The organism is Paraburkholderia nodosa DSM 21604, assembly GCF_000519185.1.
GTDB classification, from domain to species: domain Bacteria; phylum Pseudomonadota; class Gammaproteobacteria; order Burkholderiales; family Burkholderiaceae; genus Paraburkholderia; species Paraburkholderia nodosa.
On the sequence record NZ_JAFA01000002.1, the window covers coordinates 257,912 to 281,429 of the forward strand.

The 23,518-nt window shown below is 65.4% G+C and carries 21 protein-coding genes; 15 read left to right on the plus strand and 6 right to left on the minus strand.

Translation table 11 applies throughout. The features are described 5' to 3' along the window. The first annotated feature begins 60 nt into the window (after positions 1–60). Together A3CW_RS45125 and A3CW_RS0103725 are read left to right on the plus strand one after the other, a co-directional pair. Positions 61–1,800 carry a diguanylate cyclase gene (locus tag A3CW_RS45125; protein ID WP_161782930.1) on the plus strand — a complete coding sequence of 580 codons (1,740 nt, stop codon included), beginning with the start codon at positions 61–63 and terminating at the stop codon, positions 1,798–1,800. Between the two features lie 204 nt (positions 1,801–2,004). Further along, on the plus strand, positions 2,005–3,579 hold the full coding sequence (locus tag A3CW_RS0103725; protein WP_028202365.1) for an EAL domain-containing protein: 1,575 nt from the start codon (positions 2,005–2,007) through the stop codon (positions 3,577–3,579). A 13-nt stretch (positions 3,580–3,592) separates the two neighbouring features. Here the strand turns inward: A3CW_RS0103725 and A3CW_RS45130 are convergent, their stop codons facing one another. Together A3CW_RS45130 and A3CW_RS0103735 are read right to left on the minus strand one after the other, a co-directional pair. Then, on the minus strand, positions 3,593–4,231 hold the full coding sequence (locus A3CW_RS45130) for a GNAT family N-acetyltransferase (RefSeq protein ID WP_051481206.1): 639 nt from the start codon (positions 4,229–4,231) through the stop codon (positions 3,593–3,595). 111 nt (positions 4,232–4,342) lie between these two features. Then, positions 4,343–4,996 (minus strand): GntR family transcriptional regulator, encoded by a 654-nt coding sequence (locus A3CW_RS0103735; protein WP_028202366.1) that lies wholly within the window; start codon positions 4,994–4,996, stop codon positions 4,343–4,345. 118 nt (positions 4,997–5,114) lie between these two features. Here A3CW_RS0103735 and A3CW_RS0103740 point away from each other — a divergent pair, with 118 nt between their 5' ends. The 6 genes from A3CW_RS0103740 to A3CW_RS0103765 all read left to right on the plus strand — a co-directional run bounded on the left by A3CW_RS0103740 (position 5,115) and on the right by A3CW_RS0103765 (position 10,286). Continuing rightward, positions 5,115–5,588, plus strand: coding sequence for an OsmC family protein (locus A3CW_RS0103740; RefSeq protein WP_028202367.1), 474 nt, complete (start codon positions 5,115–5,117; stop codon positions 5,586–5,588). A 266-nt stretch (positions 5,589–5,854) separates the two neighbouring features. Continuing rightward, the gene (locus A3CW_RS0103745) at positions 5,855–6,301 is read left to right on the plus strand and encodes an Ohr family peroxiredoxin (RefSeq protein ID WP_028202368.1); all 447 of its coding nucleotides are present in this window, start codon (positions 5,855–5,857) and stop codon (positions 6,299–6,301) included. Positions 6,302–6,363: 62 nt separating this feature from the next. Continuing rightward, on the plus strand, positions 6,364–6,633 hold the full coding sequence (locus A3CW_RS0103750; protein WP_028202369.1) for a hypothetical protein: 270 nt from the start codon (positions 6,364–6,366) through the stop codon (positions 6,631–6,633). A gap of 139 nt (positions 6,634–6,772) precedes the next feature. Then, positions 6,773–7,240 (plus strand): MarR family winged helix-turn-helix transcriptional regulator, encoded by a 468-nt coding sequence (locus tag A3CW_RS0103755; protein ID WP_028202370.1) that lies wholly within the window; start codon positions 6,773–6,775, stop codon positions 7,238–7,240. 145 nt (positions 7,241–7,385) lie between these two features. Further along, complete coding sequence (locus A3CW_RS0103760; RefSeq protein WP_028202371.1) at positions 7,386–8,720, plus strand: epoxide hydrolase family protein; 1,335 nt, start codon at positions 7,386–7,388, stop codon at positions 8,718–8,720. A 324-nt stretch (positions 8,721–9,044) separates the two neighbouring features. Next, positions 9,045–10,286: a sensor histidine kinase gene (locus tag A3CW_RS0103765; RefSeq protein ID WP_154677848.1), complete on the plus strand. Its 1,242-nt coding sequence runs from the start codon at positions 9,045–9,047 to the stop codon at positions 10,284–10,286. A 15-nt stretch (positions 10,287–10,301) separates the two neighbouring features. Here the strand turns inward: A3CW_RS0103765 and A3CW_RS0103770 are convergent, their stop codons facing one another. Continuing rightward, complete coding sequence (locus A3CW_RS0103770) at positions 10,302–11,420, minus strand: succinylglutamate desuccinylase/aspartoacylase family protein (protein ID WP_028202373.1); 1,119 nt, start codon at positions 11,418–11,420, stop codon at positions 10,302–10,304. Between the two features lie 35 nt (positions 11,421–11,455). Then, positions 11,456–12,226 carry a transporter substrate-binding domain-containing protein gene (locus A3CW_RS0103775; RefSeq protein WP_028202374.1) on the minus strand — a complete coding sequence of 257 codons (771 nt, stop codon included), beginning with the start codon at positions 12,224–12,226 and terminating at the stop codon, positions 11,456–11,458. A 122-nt stretch (positions 12,227–12,348) separates the two neighbouring features. Here A3CW_RS0103775 and A3CW_RS0103780 point away from each other — a divergent pair, with 122 nt between their 5' ends. Beyond that, entirely contained in the window at positions 12,349–13,272 is a 924-nt protein-coding gene (locus tag A3CW_RS0103780; RefSeq protein ID WP_028202375.1) for a LysR family transcriptional regulator, read from the plus strand. 8 nt (positions 13,273–13,280) lie between these two features. Here the strand turns inward: A3CW_RS0103780 and A3CW_RS0103785 are convergent, their stop codons facing one another. Next, positions 13,281–14,183, minus strand: coding sequence for a LysR family transcriptional regulator (locus A3CW_RS0103785; RefSeq protein ID WP_028202376.1), 903 nt, complete (start codon positions 14,181–14,183; stop codon positions 13,281–13,283). A 129-nt stretch (positions 14,184–14,312) separates the two neighbouring features. On the opposite strand from A3CW_RS0103785, the gene A3CW_RS0103790 reads away from it, so the two are divergent. After that, a complete protein-coding gene (locus tag A3CW_RS0103790; protein ID WP_028202377.1) occupies positions 14,313–15,320 on the plus strand; it encodes an NAD-dependent epimerase/dehydratase family protein in 1,008 nt (335 codons plus the stop codon). A gap of 46 nt (positions 15,321–15,366) precedes the next feature. Here A3CW_RS0103790 and A3CW_RS0103795 read toward each other — a convergent pair whose 3' ends face one another. Further along, positions 15,367–17,109: an IlvD/Edd family dehydratase gene (locus A3CW_RS0103795; protein WP_028202378.1), complete on the minus strand. Its 1,743-nt coding sequence runs from the start codon at positions 17,107–17,109 to the stop codon at positions 15,367–15,369. Positions 17,110–17,395: 286 nt separating this feature from the next. Between A3CW_RS0103795 and A3CW_RS0103800 the strand changes: the two genes are divergently transcribed. The 5 genes from A3CW_RS0103800 to A3CW_RS0103825 all read left to right on the plus strand — a co-directional run bounded on the left by A3CW_RS0103800 (position 17,396) and on the right by A3CW_RS0103825 (position 23,510). Continuing rightward, the gene (locus A3CW_RS0103800) at positions 17,396–18,346 is read left to right on the plus strand and encodes an ABC transporter substrate-binding protein (protein WP_245623537.1); all 951 of its coding nucleotides are present in this window, start codon (positions 17,396–17,398) and stop codon (positions 18,344–18,346) included. Positions 18,347–18,443: 97 nt separating this feature from the next. Continuing rightward, positions 18,444–19,967, plus strand: a complete 1,524-nt coding sequence (locus A3CW_RS0103805; RefSeq protein WP_028202380.1) for a sugar ABC transporter ATP-binding protein — start codon at positions 18,444–18,446, stop codon at positions 19,965–19,967. After that, positions 19,964–21,001 (plus strand): ABC transporter permease, encoded by a 1,038-nt coding sequence (locus tag A3CW_RS0103810; RefSeq protein ID WP_028202381.1) that lies wholly within the window; start codon positions 19,964–19,966, stop codon positions 20,999–21,001. The genes A3CW_RS0103805 and A3CW_RS0103810 overlap by 4 nt, the downstream gene beginning before the upstream one ends. Before the next feature lie 32 nt (positions 21,002–21,033). Continuing rightward, complete coding sequence (gene yjfF, locus A3CW_RS45135) at positions 21,034–22,173, plus strand: galactofuranose ABC transporter, permease protein YjfF (RefSeq protein WP_081771511.1); 1,140 nt, start codon at positions 21,034–21,036, stop codon at positions 22,171–22,173. 233 nt (positions 22,174–22,406) lie between these two features. After that, positions 22,407–23,510, plus strand: coding sequence for a sugar ABC transporter substrate-binding protein (locus tag A3CW_RS0103825; protein WP_028202382.1), 1,104 nt, complete (start codon positions 22,407–22,409; stop codon positions 23,508–23,510). Positions 23,511–23,518: the final 8 nt, after the last annotated feature.

Sequence of the window (23,518 nt, forward strand, 5' to 3'; positions counted from 1 at the left end):
GGGGGCTTCATGCAGCACACGCCAGGCCGCACGCGGCCGCACGGCTTCTCCAGCATGGTCATGAAACGCCCGCACCTCGTCGTGACGGTGTGCTTTCTTGCGGCCATGGCGCTGGTGAGCGGCGTGGGCCTGCGCCAGCTCTACCAGATGACGCGCAACGAACTCCATAGCCGCCAGCGCGACCTGGAGGTGCGCGCCGTGGGCGTGGACGCGCTGATTTCCGCGGAGCGCCGGCGCCTGCTGTTCCTGCGCGACTACGCGCAACACGTGCTCGCCTCGCCGAGCCAGCAGCGCACCGGCTTGCAGAATCCGAAGGCGCAGGCCGCGCTGCGCGACAGCGACAAGCTGCAATGGACGGCTCCCGGCGCGATGGATGGGCCGCTCGTTTTCGGCACCAATGCGCAAGGGCTCGCGGGAATCGAGGGCTTTCACCGCGACGCCGCCACGCTGGCCGCCGACATCGTGCTCGCGCGCGCGATCAGCCCGCTCCTCGCGATCAGCCAGCACGCCGACGCGGTGCAAAGCACGGTCGCGTACATCTCGGCCAACGGCCTGTACGTGCTCTCGCCGGAACGCCCGGACGCGCACGCGCCCGACCTGTTGCGGCGCTTCAGCACCATGCCCTACTACCGCCTGCATGTCACCGGCCAGAATCCGGCACGCGATATCGTCTGGACTCCGATCTATACGGAATCGAAAAGAAGCGAGGCCATCTCCACGCTCAGCGCACCCGTCTACGCCAACGGACAGTTCCGCGGCGCCGTGGTGATGGACGTCGCGCCCTCGCGCCTGCTCGCGCTCCAGCTTGCCTCCGCGAACTTGACCGACAACGACGAGCCTGCCGAGTTCGGCCTCCTGAACAGTAACGGCGACCTTGTCTATTTCGTCGATGGCAAGATCACCGCGCAGCGTCCCACGCGGTTCGATCCGTCTCTGCTCGACATGGCGCGCGCGTCTGCGGCGGCATGGATGAAGCGAGGCCAAGGGTACGCCGTACGCTCGGGCCGGTATCTGCTCTTTCAGCACGTGGGGGAGTCGCACTGGATCCTGCTCGCGAATACGGACGACTCGGAGCTCACGCTCGCGGCGGCGCGCCGAGTGTTCAGCAGCCCGCTGATCGTCGCGTGGCTGGCGATCGCCGTTCTGCTCGTCGGCACGCTGCGCGTCGTCAAGCACATATTCGGCCAGTACGTCGAAGCGAGTACGCGGCTCGAAACGCTCGCGCGCAGCGACCCGCTCACCGGCCTCGCGAACCGCCGGCGCTTCCAGGAAGTGTTCGACGAGACGCTGGGGCGCGCCGCCCGCGAAGGCGGTGATGCGGCGGCGACGCCCGCCATGGCGATGCTGATGCTCGATATCGACTACTTCAAGCGCGTGAACGACCGCTTCGGCCACGCGGCGGGCGACCGCGTGCTGGTGATCTTCGCGGGCATCCTGCGCAACAACCTGCGCAGCGCTGAAATGCCCGCGCGCGTGGGCGGCGAGGAGTTCGCGGCGCTGCTGCCCGGCGCCGATCTCGCGACGGCCGCGGGCGTGGCCGAGCGCATCCGCCAGGCGGTCGAAGCGCATGCGACGAACGCCGCGCATGCCGCCAGTGCGCCGGGCGACGCCGCCAACCAGGATGCGGATGCGATTGCGTTCACGGTCTCGATCGGCGTGGCGGCCAGTCCCGCCGATTGCCCCGCCCGCTACGAAGCGCTCATGCAGGTTGCCGACCGGCGGCTCTACGCCGCGAAGACAGGCGGCCGCAATCGCGTCGTTGCAGAGGATTCCCGATCGATCGATCCCGCGCGTGCCTGACGTGCACCTGACATTTGCTTGACGACTCCGCCGGCCGCTTTCATGCGTCACGCATGAGCGGGAGCGCCCGCAGCCACTGCGATTGGGCTCGCGCGCCGGACAGCAGCGCGTCGCCGCCAGCGGAAAGACGCTACCATCGGCAGCGGCGATCGACGAAGGCTGCACGCCGCCTTCGTTCGCGACGCCGGAGCCCGACCGTACACCATGAGCAGCCGACTCACCGCCCTGACGACGTTTTGTGTCGTGGCGTTCGCCGTCCTGGCAACGCTCACGGCAGCGGTGTACGCGTCGGACGCCGTGTTCGAACGCCAGCAGCGCCAGAACGTGGACGTCTTTTCGCATCGCGCGCTGCTGCGCGCCGAACTGGTGACCTCCGAAGCGGAGTCCGCCCTGCGCGAGCTCATGTCATACGCCGACACGCCGTGCACGAGCGACCACATGCAACGCTTGCGGCATGTCGAGGAACAGTATCGATACATTCGTGAAGTCGCCACGACCCATGACATGCGGCTGCGCTGCAGTTCGCTGCGCGGCGCTGTCGACATCGCATTGCCGCCGCCCGAATGGGCCTATGCAGGCGGCTTCACCGCCTGGCATACCGAAGTCGGCAAGCGCGGCAACGAGCAGCAGATGCTCAACGTGCGCCTGGGCAACCACGTCGTGGTGATCGACCCGCGCTTCTACCTCGACATCGTGCCGCTCGACGACACCATCGAGCTGACCGTGCTCGAAACGCAGGACGGCGCCGTGATTTCAAGCTGGACGAACGCCGACGATGCCCTCGTACGCGCAGCGCTGGGCCGCACCAACAGCAGCCCGTATTTCGAGGGACGCTATTACGTCGTCGAGCGCTCGCACCGTTATCCCATCGCGGTGGTCGCGTATGAGCCCGAGGAACGCATGCGCCGCAACCTGCCCGCGCAACTCAGGACCATGATCCCGCCCGCGCTCGTCCTGAGCGCGATCGGCACGTGGCTCGTCCTGCGCTGGCGCCGCAAGCTGCGCACGCCCCGCAACGCGATACTGCAGGGCATTCGGCGGCGCCAGTTCGTGGCGTGGCTCCAGCCGCTCGTCTCGCTGGAAAGCGGGCGCTGCGTCGGCGCGGAAGCGCTCGTGCGCTGGAAGCTCGAAGACGGCAGCGTCGTCGCGCCGGACACGTTCATTCCGATGGCGGAATCGCTCGGTCTCATCGAGCCCATCACCGATCAGGTCATACGATCCGTGTTCGAGGGCGTGGGCGCCGTGCTCGCGCGGCGCCGCGATCTGCATGTCTCGCTCAACCTTGCCGGCAAGGATCTCGCCGGCACACGCGTGCTCGAAACCCTCAAGGCCAGCCTCGCGAAATATGCCGTGCGCCCCGAACAAATCTGGTTCGAAGCGATCGAGCGCACGCTCATCGACACCGCCAGCTCCGCGCCCGTCCTCGAAGCGTTTCGCGCGGCCGGCCACCGCATCTTCATCGACGATTTCGGCACGGGATATTCGAGTCTCTCGTATCTGCAAGACTTGCCCGTGGACGGCATCAAGATCGACCGCGCGTTCATCCGCTCGCTGGCGAGCGGCGAGGCAATGAACAAGATCGTGCCGCACATCATCGAAATGGCGCGCAGCCTCGATCTGCTGATGGTCGCCGAGGGCGTGGAAACCGAGGCGCAGGCGCAGTATCTGCGCGAGCGCGGCGTGCAGTTCGGGCAGGGCTGGCTCTATGCGAAGGCCATGCCCGCCGACGAATTCCTGCGCTACCTGGAGCGTGAGGCGGCGAGCACTAGCCGCGCGTGAGCGCGGCGCGCGATCAGGCGAGCGGACTCGGCGACGCGGCGTGCGGCAGCCCGCCAGGCAAGTGCGGGAATGCCACGCCGCACCGCGCCCCGGCTGCCCGGCTGAGCACGGCGCTGTCGTAGCCACGACCGGCAAAGCGCACGACATCGACGAGACTAAAGCCTTGTGCGCGATAGAACGCGATGAGGTGGGCAGCGGGAAACGGCGTGTCGAGCGCTAGCTGCGTGTAGCCGCGCGCGGCCGCCCAACGTCCCGCGAAAGCGAGCAGCGCACGGCCGATACCGCGGCTTTGCCATTTGGGCTCGATGCCGAACTGGTGGACCGAAGCCACGCTGCGCTGGCGATAATGTTCGCACTGCGAATCGCTGTCGTGACCTTCCACCGTGAGCGTACCGATGATCCTGCCATTGCAGACGGCGACGAAGCAGTCTCTGGCCAGCGCGCGTTCACGCGTGAGGCCCGCTGCCTGATCGGCACATGAGCAGTGCAATCCGAGCGACGCGAGCCGCGAAAACGCGCGATGCAGCAAACGCGTGAGCGCTTCCCATGAGTCGTGGCGCGGATCGAAGCGCCTCAGCACGAGCCGGCCGAGGCCGGGCTGCACGGAGGTGATCTGCTCATCCGGGCGCTGGGTTGCACGCGAGATCGACATGGCGTCTCCAGTCGTTTCGATGCCTCCAGTCTAGGGTTGGCCCGTAGGGGTCACAAGAAAAAATGTCGTAAAAACCGCCGCGAATGTTGTGTATGCAGGGACGTATGCGCGCTAGCCTTGCGCTGCCATGCGCTCCACCACGGCGAGCACGATGCGCCGCGCCGAGTCGATATGCGCCACGGTCAAGGCGCGCGCGCTGCGGGCGTTGCGCGCGAGGCAGGCTTGCAGGATGGCCTCGTGTTCGTGCTGAAACGAGGGCGTATCGGCAAGCAGCGTATTCTGCAGCCGCTCGTAGCGCTCCACCTGCGCGCGCAGCTCGCGGATCGCCACCAGTTGCCGGGCGTTGCCGCACGCGCCGTAGAGCAGTTCGTGAAACTCGCGGTTGAGTTCGCCCTGCTTCTGCGTGGTGAGCACCTCGCCCAGCAGCCGGTGAACGAGTTCCGCGCGAGCGAGGGTTTCGTCGTCGATGCGCTTGACGCCGTGAAAGATCGCGTCGCCTTCGAGCAGCGCGCGCAGGCCGTAGATTTCCTCCACGTCTTGCACCGTGAGCATGCGCACGACCGCCCCGCGATTGCGGAAAATCTCGACCAGCCCCTCGCGCGCGAGCCGCTGGATCGCTTCGCGCAGCGGAATGCGGCTCACCTCGAAACGCTCCGCGAGATCGCGCTCGACGAGGCGCTCGCCGCTGCCCAGTTCGCCGCTGACGATCAGGTCGCGCAACCCGGACGCAACCGCGTCCGCCGTGGAGTCGAATTTTGTTTCCATGCGTGTCATACCCGGTTCGCGCCCGGTTCTCATTTTGGCCAATTCGGCATAATGGTATACCAAAATGCCGAATGCGCTCATAATGGCGTACCCCTTTTCGTTTGGACGGAGAGTCAGCATGGCGCATGGCGAACACACCTACCGCGTTTCGGTGCAATGGACGGGCAATCGCGGCAGCGGCACCTCGGGTTATCGCGACTACGACCGCGATCACGTGATCCGCGCGAACGGCAAGCCGGACATTCCGGGCTCCTCGGATCCGGCCTTTCGCGGCGACGCCTCACGCTGGAATCCCGAGGATCTGCTCGTGGCCTCGGCTGCGGCGTGCCACAAGCTCTGGTATCTGCACCTGTGCGCCGAGGCGGGCATCGCGGTGCTCGCCTATGAAGACGAGGCCGAAGGCACGATGGCCGATACGCCGCAGCGCGGCGCCTTCACGAAGATCGTGCTGCGCCCGCGCGTGACGATCCGCGCGAGCGACAACCGCAGCCTCGCCGAGCGGCTGCATCACGCGGCACACGAGCAGTGCTATATCGCCAATTCGGTGAACTTTCCCATCGTTTGCGAGCCGACCATCGAACTGGCTGCGTAACGCCCGCGAACGCCCGAGGCCGCTCCGCCGGCCGTGCCGGCACTCCCGGGAGTGCCGGCAAACAGGTCTCGATCACGAATTTCCACGCTTATCGATAGCTAACACATCGCGACCGATCGCCCTTCCGAAGCCACCCCATATAGCTCGCATACGATTTAATCTTATACGCTTGACATGCCGGAATTTCTCGTCCATTATGCATCGCATGCGATTCGATCTTATGCGACGCATATGACCCAAACCTGAAATCCATCAAGGAGCGCAACATGGCAACGATCGACAAAGTGCTGTTCTCGGGCAACACCCACACCACCATCAATCACGACCCCGCGGCCCAACGCGGCGAATTCGGCGTGTTCGACCTCGAACTGTCGTCTTCAAGCGGCGAAACCCTCGACATCGTCGCGACCGAACCGCACCCGCGCGCCGAGCAGCTGTTCGCCGGCGCATGGTCCGCCTGCTACATCTCCGCGCTCGCCATCGCGGCCTCGCTGAAGAAGGTCGCCCTGCCGGCGGACGCTTCGGTCGACATTCAGGTCGATATCGGCCAGACCGGCGCCGCCTGGTTCCTGGGCGCGCACTTCACGGTCGCGCTGCCGGGCGTCGAGCAAAAGGTAGCCGAAGCCATCGCGCGCAGCGCCCATCAGATCTGCCCGTACTCGAAGGCCGTGCACGGCAACATCGACGTGAGCCTCACCGTCGTCACCGCATAACCGGCAAACGCAATCGCCTCTTTCACCCAATTTCACTGCAATTCACCTAGCGAGATCCGATCATGAAGACCCAATTCATCGCCAAGCTCCTCATCGCCCTTTCTGTCAGCGCAGCCGCCCCCGCATTCGCCAGCGGCTACGGCCCGGCCCCGTCCTATCGGCCCGAAGTCGGCGCACCGGCATCGCAACGTGGCCAGAGCGTGCAAACGCTCGCGGCCGAGCGCACCGCCAGCGGCAACACGGCGACGGCTTACGGCGGCATGGCCGATGCCACCTCGGACGCGGGCAGCCGCGTCTCGATGGAGCGAAACAGCCTCTTCGCCCACCATTGATTGCGCCACCACGTCGTGGCTGTTTCGCCGGGCATCGCGATGGCGATGTACGGCGGAACCGGTGTCGGCCTACGATATAATCGCAAGCGATTTATTCAAGTTTGCGAGCCATTGAGGCCTTTGCCTGAAGAGGATGACCATGAAATCGACGGACCACCCGGCGCAGGGCGCCACGCCCGCGCCGCTCGCAGACTATCTTTGCTTCGCGGTCTACTCGACCAATCTGGCGTTCGGCAAGGCGTACAAGCCGATCCTGGACGAACTCGGGCTGACCTATCCGCAGTACATCGCGATCATCGCGCTCTGGGAGCAGGACAACCAGACGGTGAGCGGCCTGGGCGAGAAGCTGTTTCTCGAATCCAACACGCTGACGCCCATGCTGAAAAAGCTCGAAGCGATGGGGTATGTGCAACGGCGGCGCGATCCTGAGGATGAACGCCAGGTGCGTGTGAGCCTGACCGCCAGCGGCCGGAAACTGCGGGAAAAGAGCCTGAAAATCGCGGATCTCACCGACGCGACCGGGCTGGGCCACGACGAATTCATGAAACTGCAAAGGGCGATCGTGAACCTGCGCGCCAATCTGATTCGCTCACTCGACACCGAATAGCCGTCGCAGCCGCGCCCACGGTTTTTGCGGACCGGCTTCGATCATCAATAGTCAGGACTACGACAGATATCGTGGTTGAGGAAAGGCATACGCACGTCCAATGCGTCCTGCTCGCCACGGTCCGACGTCACCATCAGGAATTGATATGTCAAACGATCTTCATCCCACACCGCTTTCGCGCCGGCGCTTCATCGGCGCCGCTGCTGTCACGCTTGCAGGCGCCGCAATGAGCCGGCTCGCCTTCGCAGAATCGAAGCCGTCGGCAAGCGGAATCACCCAGATTGCCGACGGCGATCCGACTTCGATTCGTCCGCTTCGCGTGCATGTGCCGGAAGCGGCGCTGACCGATCTGCGACGCCGCATCGTCGCGACCCAATGGCCCGAGCGCGAAACGGTCGACGACGCCTCGCAAGGCGTGCAGCTCGCGACCATGCAACGGCTCGCCAACTACTGGGCCAACGACTACGACTGGCGCAAGGTGGAGGCGAGGCTGAATTCGCTGCCGCAATACGTCACGGAAATCGACGGGCTGGATATTCACTTCATCCATGTGCGCTCGAAGCACGAGAACGCGCTGCCGATCATCGTCACGCACGGCTGGCCCGGCTCGATCATCGAGCAGCTGAAGATCATCGAACCGCTGACCAACCCGACCGCGCATGGCGGGAGCGCATCCGACGCATTCCACGTCGTCATTCCCTCGCTTCCGGGCTACGGTTTCTCGGGCAAGCCGACGAAGACCGGTTGGGACCCCCAGCGCGTCGCACGCGCCTGGGCCGTGCTGATGGACCGGCTCGGCTACCGGCGCTACGCCGCGCAAGGGGGCGACTGGGGCAATGCCGTGACGGAACAGCTCGCGCTGCTCAAGCCGGCAGGACTCGTGGGCATTCACACCAACATGCCCGCGACCGTGCCCGACGCTGTCGCCAAGTCGCTCAAGGACGGCACGCCACCGCCTGCCGGACTGTCGCCGGAAGAGCAGCACGCGTACAACCAGCTCGATTACTTTTACAAGCACGGTTTGGGCTACGCGCTCGAAATGGCGAACCGTCCGCAGACGCTCTACGCAATCCAGGATTCGCCGGTCGGCCTCGCTGCATGGATGCTCGACCACGACGCGAGCGGTCAGGCGATGATCGCGCGCGTGTTCGCAGGCCAGCCCGAAGGCCTGACGAAAGATGACGTGCTCGACAACGTCACGCTCTATTGGCTGACGAAGACGGCGGTCTCCTCTGCGCGCCTGTATTGGGAAAACAAGCTCAACTTTTTCGAGCCCAAGCATGTGGAGCTGCCGGTCGGCGTGAGTGTCTTCCCGGACGAAATCTACGCGGCGCCGAAGAGCTGGACGGAACGTGCCTACCCCAGGCTGGTTCACTACAATCGCCTTCCGAAAGGCGGCCATTTCGCAGCATGGGAGCAGCCTGCCGCGTTCACGGATGAAGTTCGCGCGACCTTCAGGACGCTGCGTCAGCCGGCCTGACGAAATGCCGCACGCGTGAGCATTCGGGTGTCCGGCGATTTTATCAAGGACTCCGAAGGCTCACGCCACCGCCAGCGGCAAAAAGCCCCGAGCGCCGTGCGACGAGACTGACACAACCGACGCACCCCCTCCCAAATACTGCACTGCGAGTGCCGCCAGCATCCCTCAAAAGGGAAAAACGGCGCATATTCCAGCGCTTTTCCACGAATAGAAATGCGCGCACTTCGCGGACAATGCCGGTCATAGCCCGATTTGCGGCTATTTCAACCATGCGCCCGCAGGCGCAAGCCAAACTTCGATGTCAAAAAAAGAAAGGTGATTGTCTTGTTTGCCCGGATATTCCTGCTGTGGATGGCGTCGTTGATGCTGGTGCAAGTCGGTTTTCGATATCTCGATGCGGATTCGCCGCTCAACTTCGGCGACACGGCATTCGAACCGGCTTCCGCGACGCAGGCCGCCCAGCAGCAGGACGCCGAACTGGTGCTGGAACTGGCCGCGCAAGGTGCGAGCGTCCGTGGGATCGCCCCGCTGGTGTCGATCAAACCGGACATCGTCAATCTCCGCGCCGAGGTAACGCCTCATCTGCGCGATGCCATCTGGGCGCCGCATGTGGGGACGGCCTCGAACGCCTCCTATCTGCGCGAAGCCTGTTCGTCTGGCGTCACGCGCCTGAAGCGGGCCGTCCGCTGGTTCGATGCGCGGTTCGCGGCGCTCATGCTGGCGCTCGGCGGGCTGCTGTTCGCGCTGCGCGCCTGGTGGCTGCGAACGGTGCGCCATGACCTGCTCGCCATGATCGCCACGCTGCGCGTCGCGACGAGCGGCACCGGCCCGGCGCCCACGCTCGCGCTCGTGGACTGCCCGCGCAAGCTGCACGGCCTCGCCCGCGCGATCGGAGATCTGCTGTGCCGCCGCAGCGGCGCGGTCGAAGACCAGTCGGCCACCTTCGCCGCTTTCCTGCGGCAGACCGAATCTCGGGTTGCGCGCTTGCGCGCCTATGCGATGAACGTCACGCGCTGGAATTTGCGTGTGGCGCTCGTCGAGGACATCGATCTCTTTCAGGACCTCGCGCGCCAGTTCGTCGACACGGCCGGCCACGGCGGCGCGAATCATGCGCCCGTGAACGTGGACGCGTATCTGAGGGACCGCTTCGTCTACGGCGCGAACGCGGACGCGAGCATCGTGCTTCGGCTGGACGCCGGCGAGGCGTTCGCGCTGCCGCGCTCCGCGCTCGTGCGGCTCGTCGACAATCTCGTGGGCAACGCACAGGCGCACGGCAAGCCGCCCATCGAAATCTGCACGGCGCGCGGGCCGCGCTCGTGGACCTTGAGCGTGCGGGACCACGGCGAAGGCGTCGCCGCGAGTCTGCCCGAGGGTGGCGCGCCGGCGTCGCAGTTACTTGCTTCGCGCGCGGCGAGCCTTGGACTCGATACGCATTGGGGCATGGGCCTGTCGATCGTCCGGCGCCTCGCGCGCCTGTGCAACGCGAAGCTCAAGATCGGCAATCATCCCGAGGGCGGCCTCTGGGTGCGCGTAATCGTGCCGATGGACAAAGCGCGGCACGTCTGACGCGACACCCTCTCCTCAAGCCCCCAGCAGCACGCCGCTGCGTATCGGCCGGGTGCCCGTCACGCGGCCGAGCGGCGCGCCGGCCGTGACGAAGCGAATCGCCCTGCGCATATAGAAAACGCCTTCCGCGGTGCTCTTCACCGTCGTCGTTTCGCCCGTCATCGGATCGACGATATCGAACAGCGGGTCGTTCTCGCGAATCCAGTCGCCGATTTTCGCGCGGTGCACGAGGATGCCGCTGCGCTGCGCATAGAATTGCGCGCTGCCGGCGAGCGGCGTGGCCGGCATCAGCAGCTCCGGCAGCGGCTTCACGTCGCCGCCGGCGAGCGCGCCGCGCCAGCGCAGATAATCGACCAGCGCGTTGGCGTCCTGCTGCGCGGTTTCCCACGACACGTCGCGTTGGCCGCGGCACTCGATCGTCACCGCGGTGGGTCCGGCAGGCACGGGCTGCGTGGCCGGCATCTGTTGCCGCAGTTGCCACCACAGCAGGCTATGCGCCTCGTCGAACGCCTGCGCGCCCGAGTCGGTGGCGAGCAGTTGCGCGCGCGAGCCGAGGTAGCGCGCAAGCGGCTCGACATCGGGCCAGCCGGCCTCGCTCGTGTACACGTGCATGACCGCCTCGAGCGAGCAATGCAGGTCGATGATCAGATCGGCGTCGTGCGAGAGCCTCAACAGCGCCAGCTGGAGCGAATCGAATTCTGTGAGCGGCGCCTGTGCGTCGAGCGCTTCGCGCATCAGTTGCCGGATCAGCTCGCGATTGCGGTCGACGTCCGCGCCGAGCGTCTCCTTCGCGCGCGCGAGCAGCCTGGGAAACGCGTGGAAATGGCGGTTGAAGTTCCTGCCGCTCGCGAGATCGAACCGGCCGACGAACTGGCCTAGCACGTGCTGGTTAAGGCCCACGGGGTTGGCGAGCGGCACGAGCACCACCTGCGCGGCGAGCGCGCCTTGCGCCTCGAGCTCAGCCAGTTGCGCGCGCAACAACACGGCCGCCAGCATGGCGGGCGTCTCGTCGGCGTGCAGCGACGCCTGGATATAAACCTTCTGGGGCGCGTCGGCGGGGCCGAAATGGAAGCTGGTCAGTTCGCGGTGCGTGCCCGGCGTGGCGCTCAGGAGCGGAATCGATTGCTGGTTCATGAATTCAATGCGGTTTCAAAAATGTGTGCAGCGACTCAGTTTCCGTACGGATCGAAGTCGAAATAGCGATGCGCGATCTGCGCGTAGGTGCCGTCCTTCAGCATGGCGGCTATCGCGTCGTTCATCTGCGCCTGCAGCGCGGTCTCGTCCTTGCGCATGCCGATGCCGGTGCCGCGGTCGCCCATCGATAGCGGGCCACCGGCAAACGCGAAGTCGTTGCCCTGCGGCGTACGCAGGAAGCCGTAGTCGGCTTCGACGTAGCCCAGCAGCGCGGCGTCGAGCCGCCCGTTGACGAGATCGGCGAACACTTCATCCTGGCTCTTGTAGGTGACGACGTGCACGCCCGCCGGCGCCCAGTTCGCGAGCGCATACGTCTCGAACTGCGTGCCCGCCTGCACGCCGACCGACTTGCCGGCCAGCGACTGCGCGGTTCCGCCGAACGAGGTGCCCTTGCGCGCGACGAGTCGCGACTTGAACTGGAACAGCTTCGACGTGAAGAGAATTTGCTGCTCGCGCTTCGCGGTGATCGCCATCGACGACATGATCGCGTCGATCTTGCGCGCCTGGAGCGCCGGGATCATGCCCGAAAACTCCAGCTCGACCCACTGGCAACGCGCGTGAATACGGCGGCAGATCTCGTTGCCGAGATCGACGTCGAAGCCTTTGAGCGAGCCGTCGGGCGCTTTGGCGTCCATGGGCGGATAGGTCGGATCGATGCCGAGGCGCACGGTGTCGCCCTCGCGCGCGAAGGCACTGCTGCTCAGGGCCAGCGCGAGGGAAAGCAGGATCGACGGGATTATTTTCATGATGAGCGATCAGTGAACGGGGGAGTCTCCTGCCCGACCGATGGTAGGACGACGCTGCGTTCGGGAAAAGCTCGAATTCGTCTATCATGATCAGTAATACCGATCGCAGCCAGGCATCGTCCATGAGTCTCACGCTTTCCCAGTTGCGCGTTTTCGTCGCCGTCGCCCAGCGCGGCAGTGTGCGGGCGGCCTCGCGCGCGCTCGGCGTGGCGCAGAGCGGCGTGACACAGCAGTTGCAGAATCTCGAAGCCGAACTGGGCGGCGCGCTGCTCACGCGCACGAATCGCGGCGTGACGCTCACGGTGCTCGGGCAGCGCCTCTTGGTGCGCGCGGCATCGATTCTCGGCGAATGCGAGCGCGCGAGCGAAGAGGCGCAGCAACTGCGCGGCGACTACGCGGGCGAAGTGGCGTTCGGCCTGACGACCGACCCGCTGATGGACGCGCTCGTGCCCGTGCTCGGGCAGTACAGCAAGCGGTTTCCGCGCGTGGCGCTGCGTCTGCGCACGGGAACGTCGCGCATGATGATTTCGTGGATACGCGAAGGCACGCTCGATTTCGCGCTCGCACTCGTTTCGGACCAGACCGATACGACCGATCTCTCGGTGACGGAACTCTACCCGTCGGACCCGGTAGTCGTCTGCCGCCGCGACCATCCGAAGGCGGGGGCGCGCACGCTGCGCTCGCTCACGCACTGCGACTGGCTCGCGACGCGCTCGCCCAATATTGCGGATGCCTTCGCGTCGAGCCGGCTCACGACGTTCTTCACCGACCACGGCCTGCCGGCGCCGCGTATCGTTGCGACGGTGGAGGGGCTCTTCGAAACGCTGCATTGGGTCAGCGAGACGGATTGCCTCGCGCTGGAGTCGTCGGTGGTCGCCACGCGCGGCCCGTTTGCCGAGCGGCTCGCGCGCATCAGGATCGCCGAGCGGCCCGCGGCGCAGCAGGTCTGTTTGCTGCAGCGCGCGGCCGTGCCCCTCACGCCTGCCGCTCAGGAACTCGCGACGATGCTGGCTTCGTATGCGCGGGCAGGCCGTGCGCCGCGTTGATGCGGTATTTACGCGCCTTGTCCCTGGATATAAGCAGCCAGCCCCGACGCCAGCGCCGCAAAGGTCACGGCGCAGCGTGCGCTCGTGCGCAAATCCTCATGCATGGCCACCCACGTATCCAGACTCAGCGAGAACTCTTCCCGCAGGACGCGAACCAGCTTCGGGTCTCTTGCCGCCAACGGCGACTGGCATCCGCCGATGCCGAATCCAGCGCGTATCGCGCCCAGCTGGGCAAGGTCGCTGTCGGCGCGAAATGCAAAATTATTGCGGCTGTAGACGGCGAACCTGGGCTGAACCGAACGAATGAACGCGTTTTCGTGATCGAAGCCGATGATCGAATGGCGCGACAACTCTTTCATCGACTTCGGCACACCATGAAGCGCCAGATATCGTTCGTGGGCATGCAAGCCGACTTCGATCGCGCCAACACGTTTGGCGACCAGCGCCTCCTGCACTGGCCGGAACATGCGTATCGCTATGTCCGCTTCACGACGGAGCAGGTCGCCCGCCCTGTTTGACAGCACGAGTTCGATCGTCAGTTCCGGATAGTCGTGGCGCAGGCCAGCCAGTATCGGCGGCAGGACCTCGACGCCGATGACTTCGCTCGCCGTCAGCCGCACGGTCCCGCGCACGCCCGATCCGTGACTGCTCGCCGCGCGGCGCAAGGCTGCCGTGGTCATCGCAAGGCCGACGGCGTAGGGCCGCAACTCGTTCGCCGCCTCGGTTGGCGAGAACCCGTCGGACGAGCGCGTAAACAGCGTGAGTCCCAGCGCCGCTTCCAGACTTTCGATATGGCGGCCAACGGTCGGCTGCGTGATGCCCAGCGCGCGGGCGGCCGCCGAGAGCGAGCCGCTCTCCAGGACCTGCAGAAAGCTCCGGTACCACTCCCAGTTCGGTTCCTTTTCGGCCATTCGTGCTCCCCATACAGATCGCAGGCTATGCATAAATGTATAGCCTCAGGTCGATTTTCGCCAATTTTTTATTGGCTGCAAGCGGCGCAGAATGCTCCCAATCACAGCTCACCCGTAAGGAGAACCCGCATGAACGCCAGCCCCATCAATCGACAGAACCGCGCCCTCGTGCTTGGCGCAAGCGGCGGAATCGGCAGCGAAGTCGCGCGCCAGTTGCTCGACGCCGGCTGGCAAGTCCGCGCGTTGCGGCGCGGCGGTGCGCCAGGCACGGCGGCGGCCGGCGCCATCGAATGGCTCGACGGCGACGTGCTCTCGCGCGAAGCAGTGGTACGCGCCGCGCAGGGTTGCGCGGTGATCGTGCACGCCGTGAACCCGCCCGGCTACCGGCTCTGGGCGCAGGTCGTGCTGCCGATGATCGACAACACGCTCGCCGCCGCGGCCGTCGTGGGCGCGACCGTCGTGCTGCCGGGCACCGTCTACAATTTCGGGCCCGACACCTTCCCGGTGCTGCGTGAAGATTCGCCCCAGCAGCCGCTCACGCGCAAGGGCGCGATTCGCGTGGAACTGGAGCGGCGCATGCAGGCCGCGAGCGAGCATGGCGTGCGCTCGATCGTCGTGCGCGCGGGCGACTTTTTCGGGCCGCACGTGGGCAATAGCTGGTTTGCGCAAGGAATCGTGAAGCGTGACGAGCCGGTGCAGGTCGTGCGCCAGCCAGGTACGCGCGGCGTGGGCCACGCGTGGTCGTACGTGCCCGACGTCGCGCGCACGATGCTCGCGCTGATCGAGCGGCGCGACACGCTGCCCGCGTTCGCGGTGTTCCACATGGCCGGCCACTGGGATGCCGATGGCTCGCAGTTCGTCGAGGCGATCTGCCGCGTCGCCCGGCGCCACGGACTGAAGCCGCAAAGCAAGCCCTTCGCCTGGGCCTTCATGCGCGCCATCTCGCCCTTCGTGACGACGCTGCGCGAACTGATGGAGATGCGCTATTTGTGGAGCGAGCCGTTGCAGCTCGACAACGCCCGCCTCGTCCGCGAACTCGGGCGCGAGCCGCATACGCCGCTCGACGAAGCCGTCGAGGCGACGCTCATGGGCCTGAACTGCCTCGGCGCCGAAGAGCGGGCGCCGAAGGCGGCTTGAAGGTTACGCTTTTACGCGCCGCGCGATTTGATATGGATTCCGAATGTCAATGCGAGTGGCTCGGTACATCCGAGCCGCGGCAGCCCACCAGGAAATCGAAATCGCAGCCCTCGTCGGCCTGCAACACGTGCTCGACATAAAGCTTGCGATACCCGCTGCGGTCGGCGGGGATGGGTTGCTGGTTCGCGGCCCATTCGTCGAGCCGCGCGACGATCGCCTCGTCGCTGATATCCACGCGCAGCACGCCCTTCTCGCAGTCGAGTTCGATCCAGTCGCCGTCGCGCACGATCGCGAGCGGGCCGCCCGCGCGCGCCTCGGGCGCCACGTGCAGCACCACCGTGCCATACGCCGTGCCGCTCATGCGCGCGTCCGACACGCGCACCATGTCGGTCACGCCTTGCGCGAGCAGCTTGGGCGGCAGGCCCATGTTGCCCACCTCGGCCATGCCCGGATACCCCTTGGGCCCGCAGTTCTTCATGACGAGCACGGAATCGGCCGTGACATTGAGATCGGGGTCGCCAATGCGCGCCTTGTAGTCGTCGAAGTTCTCGAACACCACGGCGGGCCCGCGATGCTTCAACAGCTTCTGCGTGGCCGCCGACGGCTTCAGCACCGCACCGTTCGGCGCGAGATTGCCGCGCAGCACGCACAACGCGCCGTCTTTCACGAGCGGATTGTCGAGCGGACGAATGACTTCGTCGTTGTGAATGGGCGCTTCGCGCACGTTCTCCCACAGCGTTTTGCCGTTGGCCGTGAGCGCATCGGGATGCGGCAGCAGGTTCGCTTCACCGAGGCGCCGCAGCACCGCGGGCAAACCGCCCGCGTAATAGAACTCCTCCATCAGAAAACGGCCCGAAGGCTGCAGGTCGACGAGAGTCGGCGTACCTCGCCCGATACGCGTCCAGTCGTCGAGTTCGAGCGGCACGCCGATGCGTCCCGCGATCGCCTTCAGGTGGATCGCCGCATTGGTCGAGCCGCCGATCGCCGCGTTCGTGCGAATGGCGTTCTCGAACGCCGCGCGCGTGAGCAGCTTCGAGAGGCGCAGGTCTTCGAGCGCCATCTCCACGATGCGCATGCCCGACATATGCGCGAGCACGTAGCGGCGCGCGTCCACAGCCGGAATCGCCGCGTTGTGCGGCAGCGTGACGCCCAGCGCTTCGGCCATGCACGCCATGGTCGAAGCCGTGCCCATGGTGTTGCAGGTGCCCGCCGAGCGCGACATGCCCGACTCCGCCGACATGAACTCATGGATCGAAATCTTGCCCGCCTTCACCTGTTCGCTCAATTGCCACACCACCGTGCCCGAACCGATATCGCGCCCTTCGTGCTTGCCGTTGAGCATCGGCCCGCCGGTCACGGCAATCGCAGGCACATCGCAGCTCGCCGCGCCCATCAGCAGCGCGGGCGTGGTCTTGTCGCAGCCCACCAGCAGCACGACGGCATCGACCGGATTGCCTCGTATGGATTCCTCAACATCCATCGAAGCGAGGTTGCGCGTGAACATGGCCGTAGGCCGCAGGTTCGACTCGCCGTTCGAAAACACGGGAAACTCGACAGGAAATCCGCCGGCTTCGTAGATGCCTCGCTTGACGTGCTCGGCGAGCTTGCGAAAATGCGCATTACAGGGCGTGAGTTCCGACCACGTATTGCAGATGCCGATAATCGGCTTGCCGGCGAATTCGTGATCCGGTATTCCTTGATTCTTCATCCAGCTCCGGTACATGAAGCCGTTTTTGTCCGTGGTGCCGAACCACGCGGCCGAGCGAAGCTTGGGCTTACGGGTGTTCATGGCTTTGCCCACTTAGTGAGAAAGTCCTATAAATAGCATGACTATATGGACCGCGATTATCGGGAAAACGCTAATCGAAACCGTTCCGGCCGTTGCATATAGTTTGTCTATTGTGGTCAGCAGGGGCGGCCAACGGTATACCGAGAGGATATAACCGGAGGCCAGGGATGGCGCGATACTTCTCGTGATACTGTCCGGCCGTGATGGACGCGGGTGTAGCGCCATGAATTAAAGAAATACAACGCGCAGAGCTACATCGGAGACACGCATGAAACTGGCAACACGCATGGTAAGCGGGTTGGTCGCTACGGCGGCCGCTTTCTCGTTGGCGGCGGGCGTCGCGCACGCCGAAGACAAGCAGATTACGCTAGGTTTTGCGCAGGTCGGTGCGGAAAGCGCCTGGCGCACGGCGAACACGGTGTCGGTCAAACAGGCCGCCAAAGACGCCGGCATCAACCTCAAGTTCTCGGACGCCCAGCAGAAGCAGGAAAACCAGATCAAGGCGATCCGCTCGTATATCGCCCAGAAGGTGGACGTGATCGCGTTCTCCCCCGTGGTGGAATCGGGCTGGGAGCCGGTGCTGCAGGAAGCCAAGCGCGCCAAGATTCCCGTGATCCTCACGGACCGCAACATCGACGTGAAGGACCAGTCGCTCTACGTGACGATGATCGGTTCGGACTTCATGGAAGAAGGCCGCCGCGCGGGCAAGTGGCTTGAAGATCACTACAAGGACAACCCCGGCCCGATCAATATCGTCGAGCTGCAGGGCACCGTGGGTTCCGCGCCGGCCAACGACCGTCACTCGGGCCTCATGGAAGTGATCAAGAACGATCCGAAGTTCAAGATCATCGCGTCGCAAAGCGGCGACTTCACGCTGGCCGGCGGCAAGCAGGTCATGGAAGCGTTCGCGAAGACGTATGGAAACAAGATCAACGTGGTCTACGCGCATAACGACGACATGGCGCTCGGCGCGATCCAGGCCATGGAAGAAGCCGGCATGAAGCCGGGCAAGGACATCAGCGTCGTGTCGTTCGACGCCACCAAGGGCGGCTTCCAGGCGATGATCGCCGGCAAGATGAATGTCGACGTGGAGTGCAGCCCGCTGCTCGGGCCGCAGCTCATGAGCGCCGTGAAGGACGTGGTGGCGGGCAAGCAGTTGCCCAAGCGCATCGTGACGAACGAAACGGTGTTCCCGGAGGACGTGGCGGCGCAGGTGCTCCCGTCGCGCAAGTACTAAACTTCGCTGCAAGCGGCGCGGTGTGCTTCGTATCCCTTAGCAATCTTTAAGGACTTACGGAGCACGTCGCGCGCTCTGGCCTCTTTCACGGTTGCCCATGAGCGTTTCCCCGATACTCGAAACCGTCGGTCTTACCCGAACCTTCCCCGGCGTGCGTGCGCTCGACCGGGTCGATTTTCGTCTGTACCCCGGCGAAATCCATACGCTGATGGGGCAGAACGGCGCCGGCAAGTCCACGCTCATCAATGTGCTGACCGGCGTGCACCAGCCCGAGGCGGGCGAGATGCGCCTCGCGGGCGAGGCGGTGCACTTTCCGACGCCGCAGATGGCGGAGGCCGCCGGCATCCAGACGCTCTACCAGGAAGTCAATCTCTGCCCGAACCTCTCGGTTGCGGAGAACATTTTCGCGGGCCGCCAGCCGCGCAAGCGCGGCCTCGGCCTGATCGACTGGAAAACGATTCATCGCCGCGCGGAAGCAGCGCTCGCGGAACTGAATCTTTCGCTCGACGTCACGCAGTCGCTCGACACCTACCCCATCGCCATGCAGCAGATGGTGGCGATTGCGCGCGCGGTGTCCGTCGATGCGCGCATTCTCATTCTCGACGAACCGACTTCCAGCCTCGACGAAGGCGAAGTCGCGCGCCTTTTCGAGGTGCTGCGCAAGCTGAAAGCGTCGGGCATCGCGATCCTGTTCGTCACGCATTTTCTCGAGCAGACCTATGCGATCTCCGATCGCATCACGGTGATGCGCAACGGCGAGCGCGAAGGCGAATATCTCGCCGTCGATCTGCCGGTGCAAACGCTGGTCGCAAAGATGGTAGGCCTGCAGAACGCCGGCGAGCGGCTCACGCAGGCCGAAGCCGCGCACGGCGAAACGGCGGCAACGAACGCCGAACCGTATCTTGCGGCGCAAGGCGTGGCGCGCCGCGGCGTGCTCAATCCGCTCGATCTGGAAGTGCAGCCGGGCCAGATTCTGGGCCTGGCTGGCCTGCTCGGCTCGGGCCGCACGGAAACCGCGCGGCTGCTCTTCGGCGCGGACAAAGCCGATGCGGGCACAGTGCACATCAACGGCAAGGCCGTGAAGCTCTCCTCGCCGCGCGACGCCGTGCGCCACGGCATGGCCTATTGTCCCGAAGACCGCAAGAAAGAAGGCATCGTCGCCGATCTGTCGATACGCGAGAACATCGTGCTCGCGCTGCAGGCGCAACTGGGCTGGTGGCGCATGATCCGGCGCTCGCGCCAGCGCGAACTGGCCAACGAATATATCGACCAGCTCGGCATCAAGGCGCGCGACGCCGAGCAGCCTATTGCCCTGCTTTCGGGCGGCAACCAGCAGAAGGTGCTGCTCGCGCGCTGGCTCGCGACGAATCCGCGTTTGCTGATACTCGACGAACCCACGCGCGGCATCGACGTGGCCGCCAAGTTCGAAATCATGGACCGCGTGCGCGCGCTCTGCGCAAAGGGCCTCGGCATTCTGTTCATTTCGTCGGAGATCAGCGAGGTGGTGCGTGTGAGCGACCGCATCGCCGTGCTGCGCGACCGGCGCAAGGTGGCCGAGCTTTCGGGCGCGGCGCGCTCGGAGCACGAAGTCTACGACCTCATTGCCGGAGACCGTCGATGACGCGCCCCGCCCTCCCCGCCTGGCTTTCGCTCGTCATCCGGCATCCGCTGGTGTGGCCCGCGGTGACGCTCATCGCGCTGTTCGTCGTCGACGTCGTGCATCGCGGCAATTTCCTCTCGATCACGATGCTGGGCGGCCACCTGTTCGGCGCGCCCATCGACATCCTCATGCGCGCCGCGCCGCTCGTCGTGGTGTCGCTTGGCATGACGCTCGTGATCGCCACGCGCGGCATCGACATTTCCGTGGGCGCCGTCGTGGCGATCGCGGGCGCGGCGGCCGCCACGGTGCTCGCCGCCGATCCTTCGCGCGTGGGCCTGGCGTTCGGCGCGGCGCTCGCGGTGGGCCTGCTTGCCGGCATCTGGAACGGGCTGCTCGTCGCGTTCGTCGGCATGCAGCCGATCATCGCCACGCTCATCCTGATGGTGGCGGGCCGCGGCGTGGCGCAGTTGCTCACCGGCGGCCAGATCATCCCCATCGGCGCGCCCGGTTATCTCTTCGCGGGCGGCGGCTATTTCGCCCTCATCCCGTGCGCCGTATGGATCGCGATTGCCGTGACCGTGCTCACCGCGCTCATCGTCAACCGCACGGCGCTCGGGCTCTTCATTCGCTCGATCGGCGTGAATCCGGTGGCCGCGCGCCTTGCGGGCCTGTCGTCGCGGGCCGTGGTGTTCGGCGCGTACGCGTTCTGCGGCGTGACCGCCGCGATCGCCGGCATTCTCATCAGCTCGAACGTGCGTAGCGCGGACGGCAACAACGCGGGCCTGCTGCTCGAACTCGACGCCATTCTCGCCGTGACGCTCGGCGGCACGTCGCTGCTGGGCGGGCGCTTCAGTCTCGCGGGCACGGTGCTCGGCGCGCTCATCATCCAGACGCTCACCTACACCACCTATTCGATCGGCGTGCCGCCCGAGGCCACGCTCGTCGTGAAGGCGGTAGTCGTGCTGCTCGTGTGCCTGATCCAGTCGCCCGCGGCGCGCACCTTCGCTTTTCAACAACTCAAACGCATCGCTCTCGCGCGCCGCGCGCGCGCCTGAGTCGCCATGCACCCATTCGGGGGAAGCCGAGCATGAACCGCCCTGCCCTGTCTTTTTCGAACACGCTCGCAGCGTGCCGGCGCGGCGCCACCCGCTTCGTCGATCCGCGCGTGCTGCCCATCGTCGTGACCGTCGTGCTGTTTGCCGTGCTGTTCGGCTTCGGCTCGGTCATGTACACCGGGTTCTTCTCCCTTCAGGTGGCCTTCGGTCTGCTAGTCGACAACGCGTTCCTGCTGATCGTCGCCATCGGCATGACGTTCGTGATCATCTCGGGCGGCATCGATCTTTCGGTGGGCGCCGTGGTCGCGCTCACCACGATTCTCTGCGCCGTGGGCACCGAGAAGCTGCACTGGCCCGTGCTCGTGGTCGTGCCGCTCGTGTTGCTCTGCGGCACGCTCTATGGCGCGGCGATGGGCGCGCTGATCCACTTCTTCCGGCTGCAGCCCTTCATCATCACGCTCGCGGGCATGTTCCTCGCGCGCGGCACCTGCTTTCTCATCACCACCGAATCTATCCAGATCAACGACCCCGGTTTTCACGCGCTCTCCGAATTCAACATTCCGGTGGGCAGCGGCTCGCTCACCACGGGTTCGCTCACGGCCATCGCCATGCTCGCCGCGGGCATCGTCATCGCGCACTTCACGCGCTTTGGACGCAACGTCTACGCGATCGGCGGCAACGAGCGCTCCGCGCTGCTCATGGGCCTGCCGGTGGCGCGCACCAAGATCGGCGTGTACGCGCTCTCGGGCTTTTGCTCGGCGCTCGGCGGCGTGGTGTTTACGCTCTACGTGCTCTCCGGCTACGGGCTGCAGGCGCAAGGCATGGAACTCGACGCCATCGCCGCGACCGTGATCGGCGGCACGCTGCTCACGGGCGGCGTGGGCTATGTGATCGGCTCGGTGTTCGGCGTCGGCATTCTGGGCACGATCCAGACGCTCATTACCTTCGACGGCACGCTGAGTTCATGGTGGACGCGCATCGTGATCGGCGCGCTGCTCTGCGCGTTCTGCCTCATGCAGCGCGCGACCGAGCGCCACGCCGCGCGCCGCAAGTCCACCGGCACAGGACGCGGCGCCCCGCGCACCAGGCGGCCGCAAGCCGCGGTGCCGATGGATCAGGCCAAGCTCGCCAGCCCGCCGCCGCACATGCAGGAGGCGAAAGGCGGTGCGTAAGCCGCTTGTCATGGACGATCGTCGCCATGGCAGGGCCTATGGAGTAGTTACGGGTATACATGGATTAGGAGGCCTCATCACGCTGCACTAAGATTTTTGCGGTACCGTCGGCGCCTGGCGAACCCACGTTCGCCGCGGATGTCTCGCGCGTTCCCCCGGTACTGGCCAGTATCTGCACGCTTTTCGACGAAAAGTCGACTACATCGACCACGATGACAAGACCGGAGGAAAACATGGCGCAAGATCGGGATGACGCAAAAGACGGTAAGAGCTTGATCGACACGGGCCGGCGCGGCCTGATGCAGGGTGCGGGGCTGGGTGCGGCGCTTTCGCTGCTCGGTGCGGTAGGCGGCGGCGGATTCATTTCCACGGCACAGGCCGCCGAATCGGGATTCCCCTCGCACAAGAAGTGGAAGATCGTGTTCGTGAATCACGTCACCACGAATCCGTTCTTCGTGCCGACGCAATACGGCATTCAGGACGCGTGCGGGCTGCTCGGCATGGACTACCAGTGGACCGGCTCGGCCACGTCCGACGCCGGCGAAATGGTGCGCGCCGTGAACTCGGCCATCGCCGCCAAGGCCGACGCGATCGCGGTGCCGATCGTCGACCCCACCGCCTTCGACAAGCCCATTCAGGCGGCGCTCGACGCGGGCATTCCGGTATTCGCCTATAACGCCGACGCGCCGCGCGGCAAGAAGAATCCGCGCCTCGCCTATATCGGCCAGGACCTGTATCTCTCGGGTTACCAGATGGGCGAGCGTATCGTGAGCCTCATCGACAGCGGCATGGTCGCGCTCTTCATCGCCACGCCGGGTCAGCTCAACATCCAGCCGCGTCTGGACGGCGCGAGCGACGCCATCAAGAAGTCCGGCAAGAAAATCGACATCCAGACCGTGGCCACGGGCGCGACCGTCAACGAAGAGCTTTCGAAGATCAAGTCGTTCTATCTCGGCCACCAGGACGTGAAGGGCATGTTCGCCGTCGACGCGGGCAGCACCCAGGGCGTGGCGCAGGTGATGAAAGAGTCGAACCTGCCTTCGAAGGGTGTGCACGGCGGCGGCTTCGACCTGCTACCCACCACGGTCCAGCTCATTCACGAAGGCTTCCTCGACTTCACGATCGACCAGCAGCCGTACGTGCAGGGTTTCTATACGGTGATGCAGGCGTTCGTGACCCTCGCCTCGGGCGGACTGGTCGGCCCGGCCGATACCAACACGGGGCTGAAGTTCGTGACGAAGGACACCGTCGAGCCGTACCTGAACACCTCGACGCGTTACGAAGGCAAGACCACCAAGCCGCAAATCGTTCCGATGAACGGCGCAATCAAGTCGTGATGAACTAC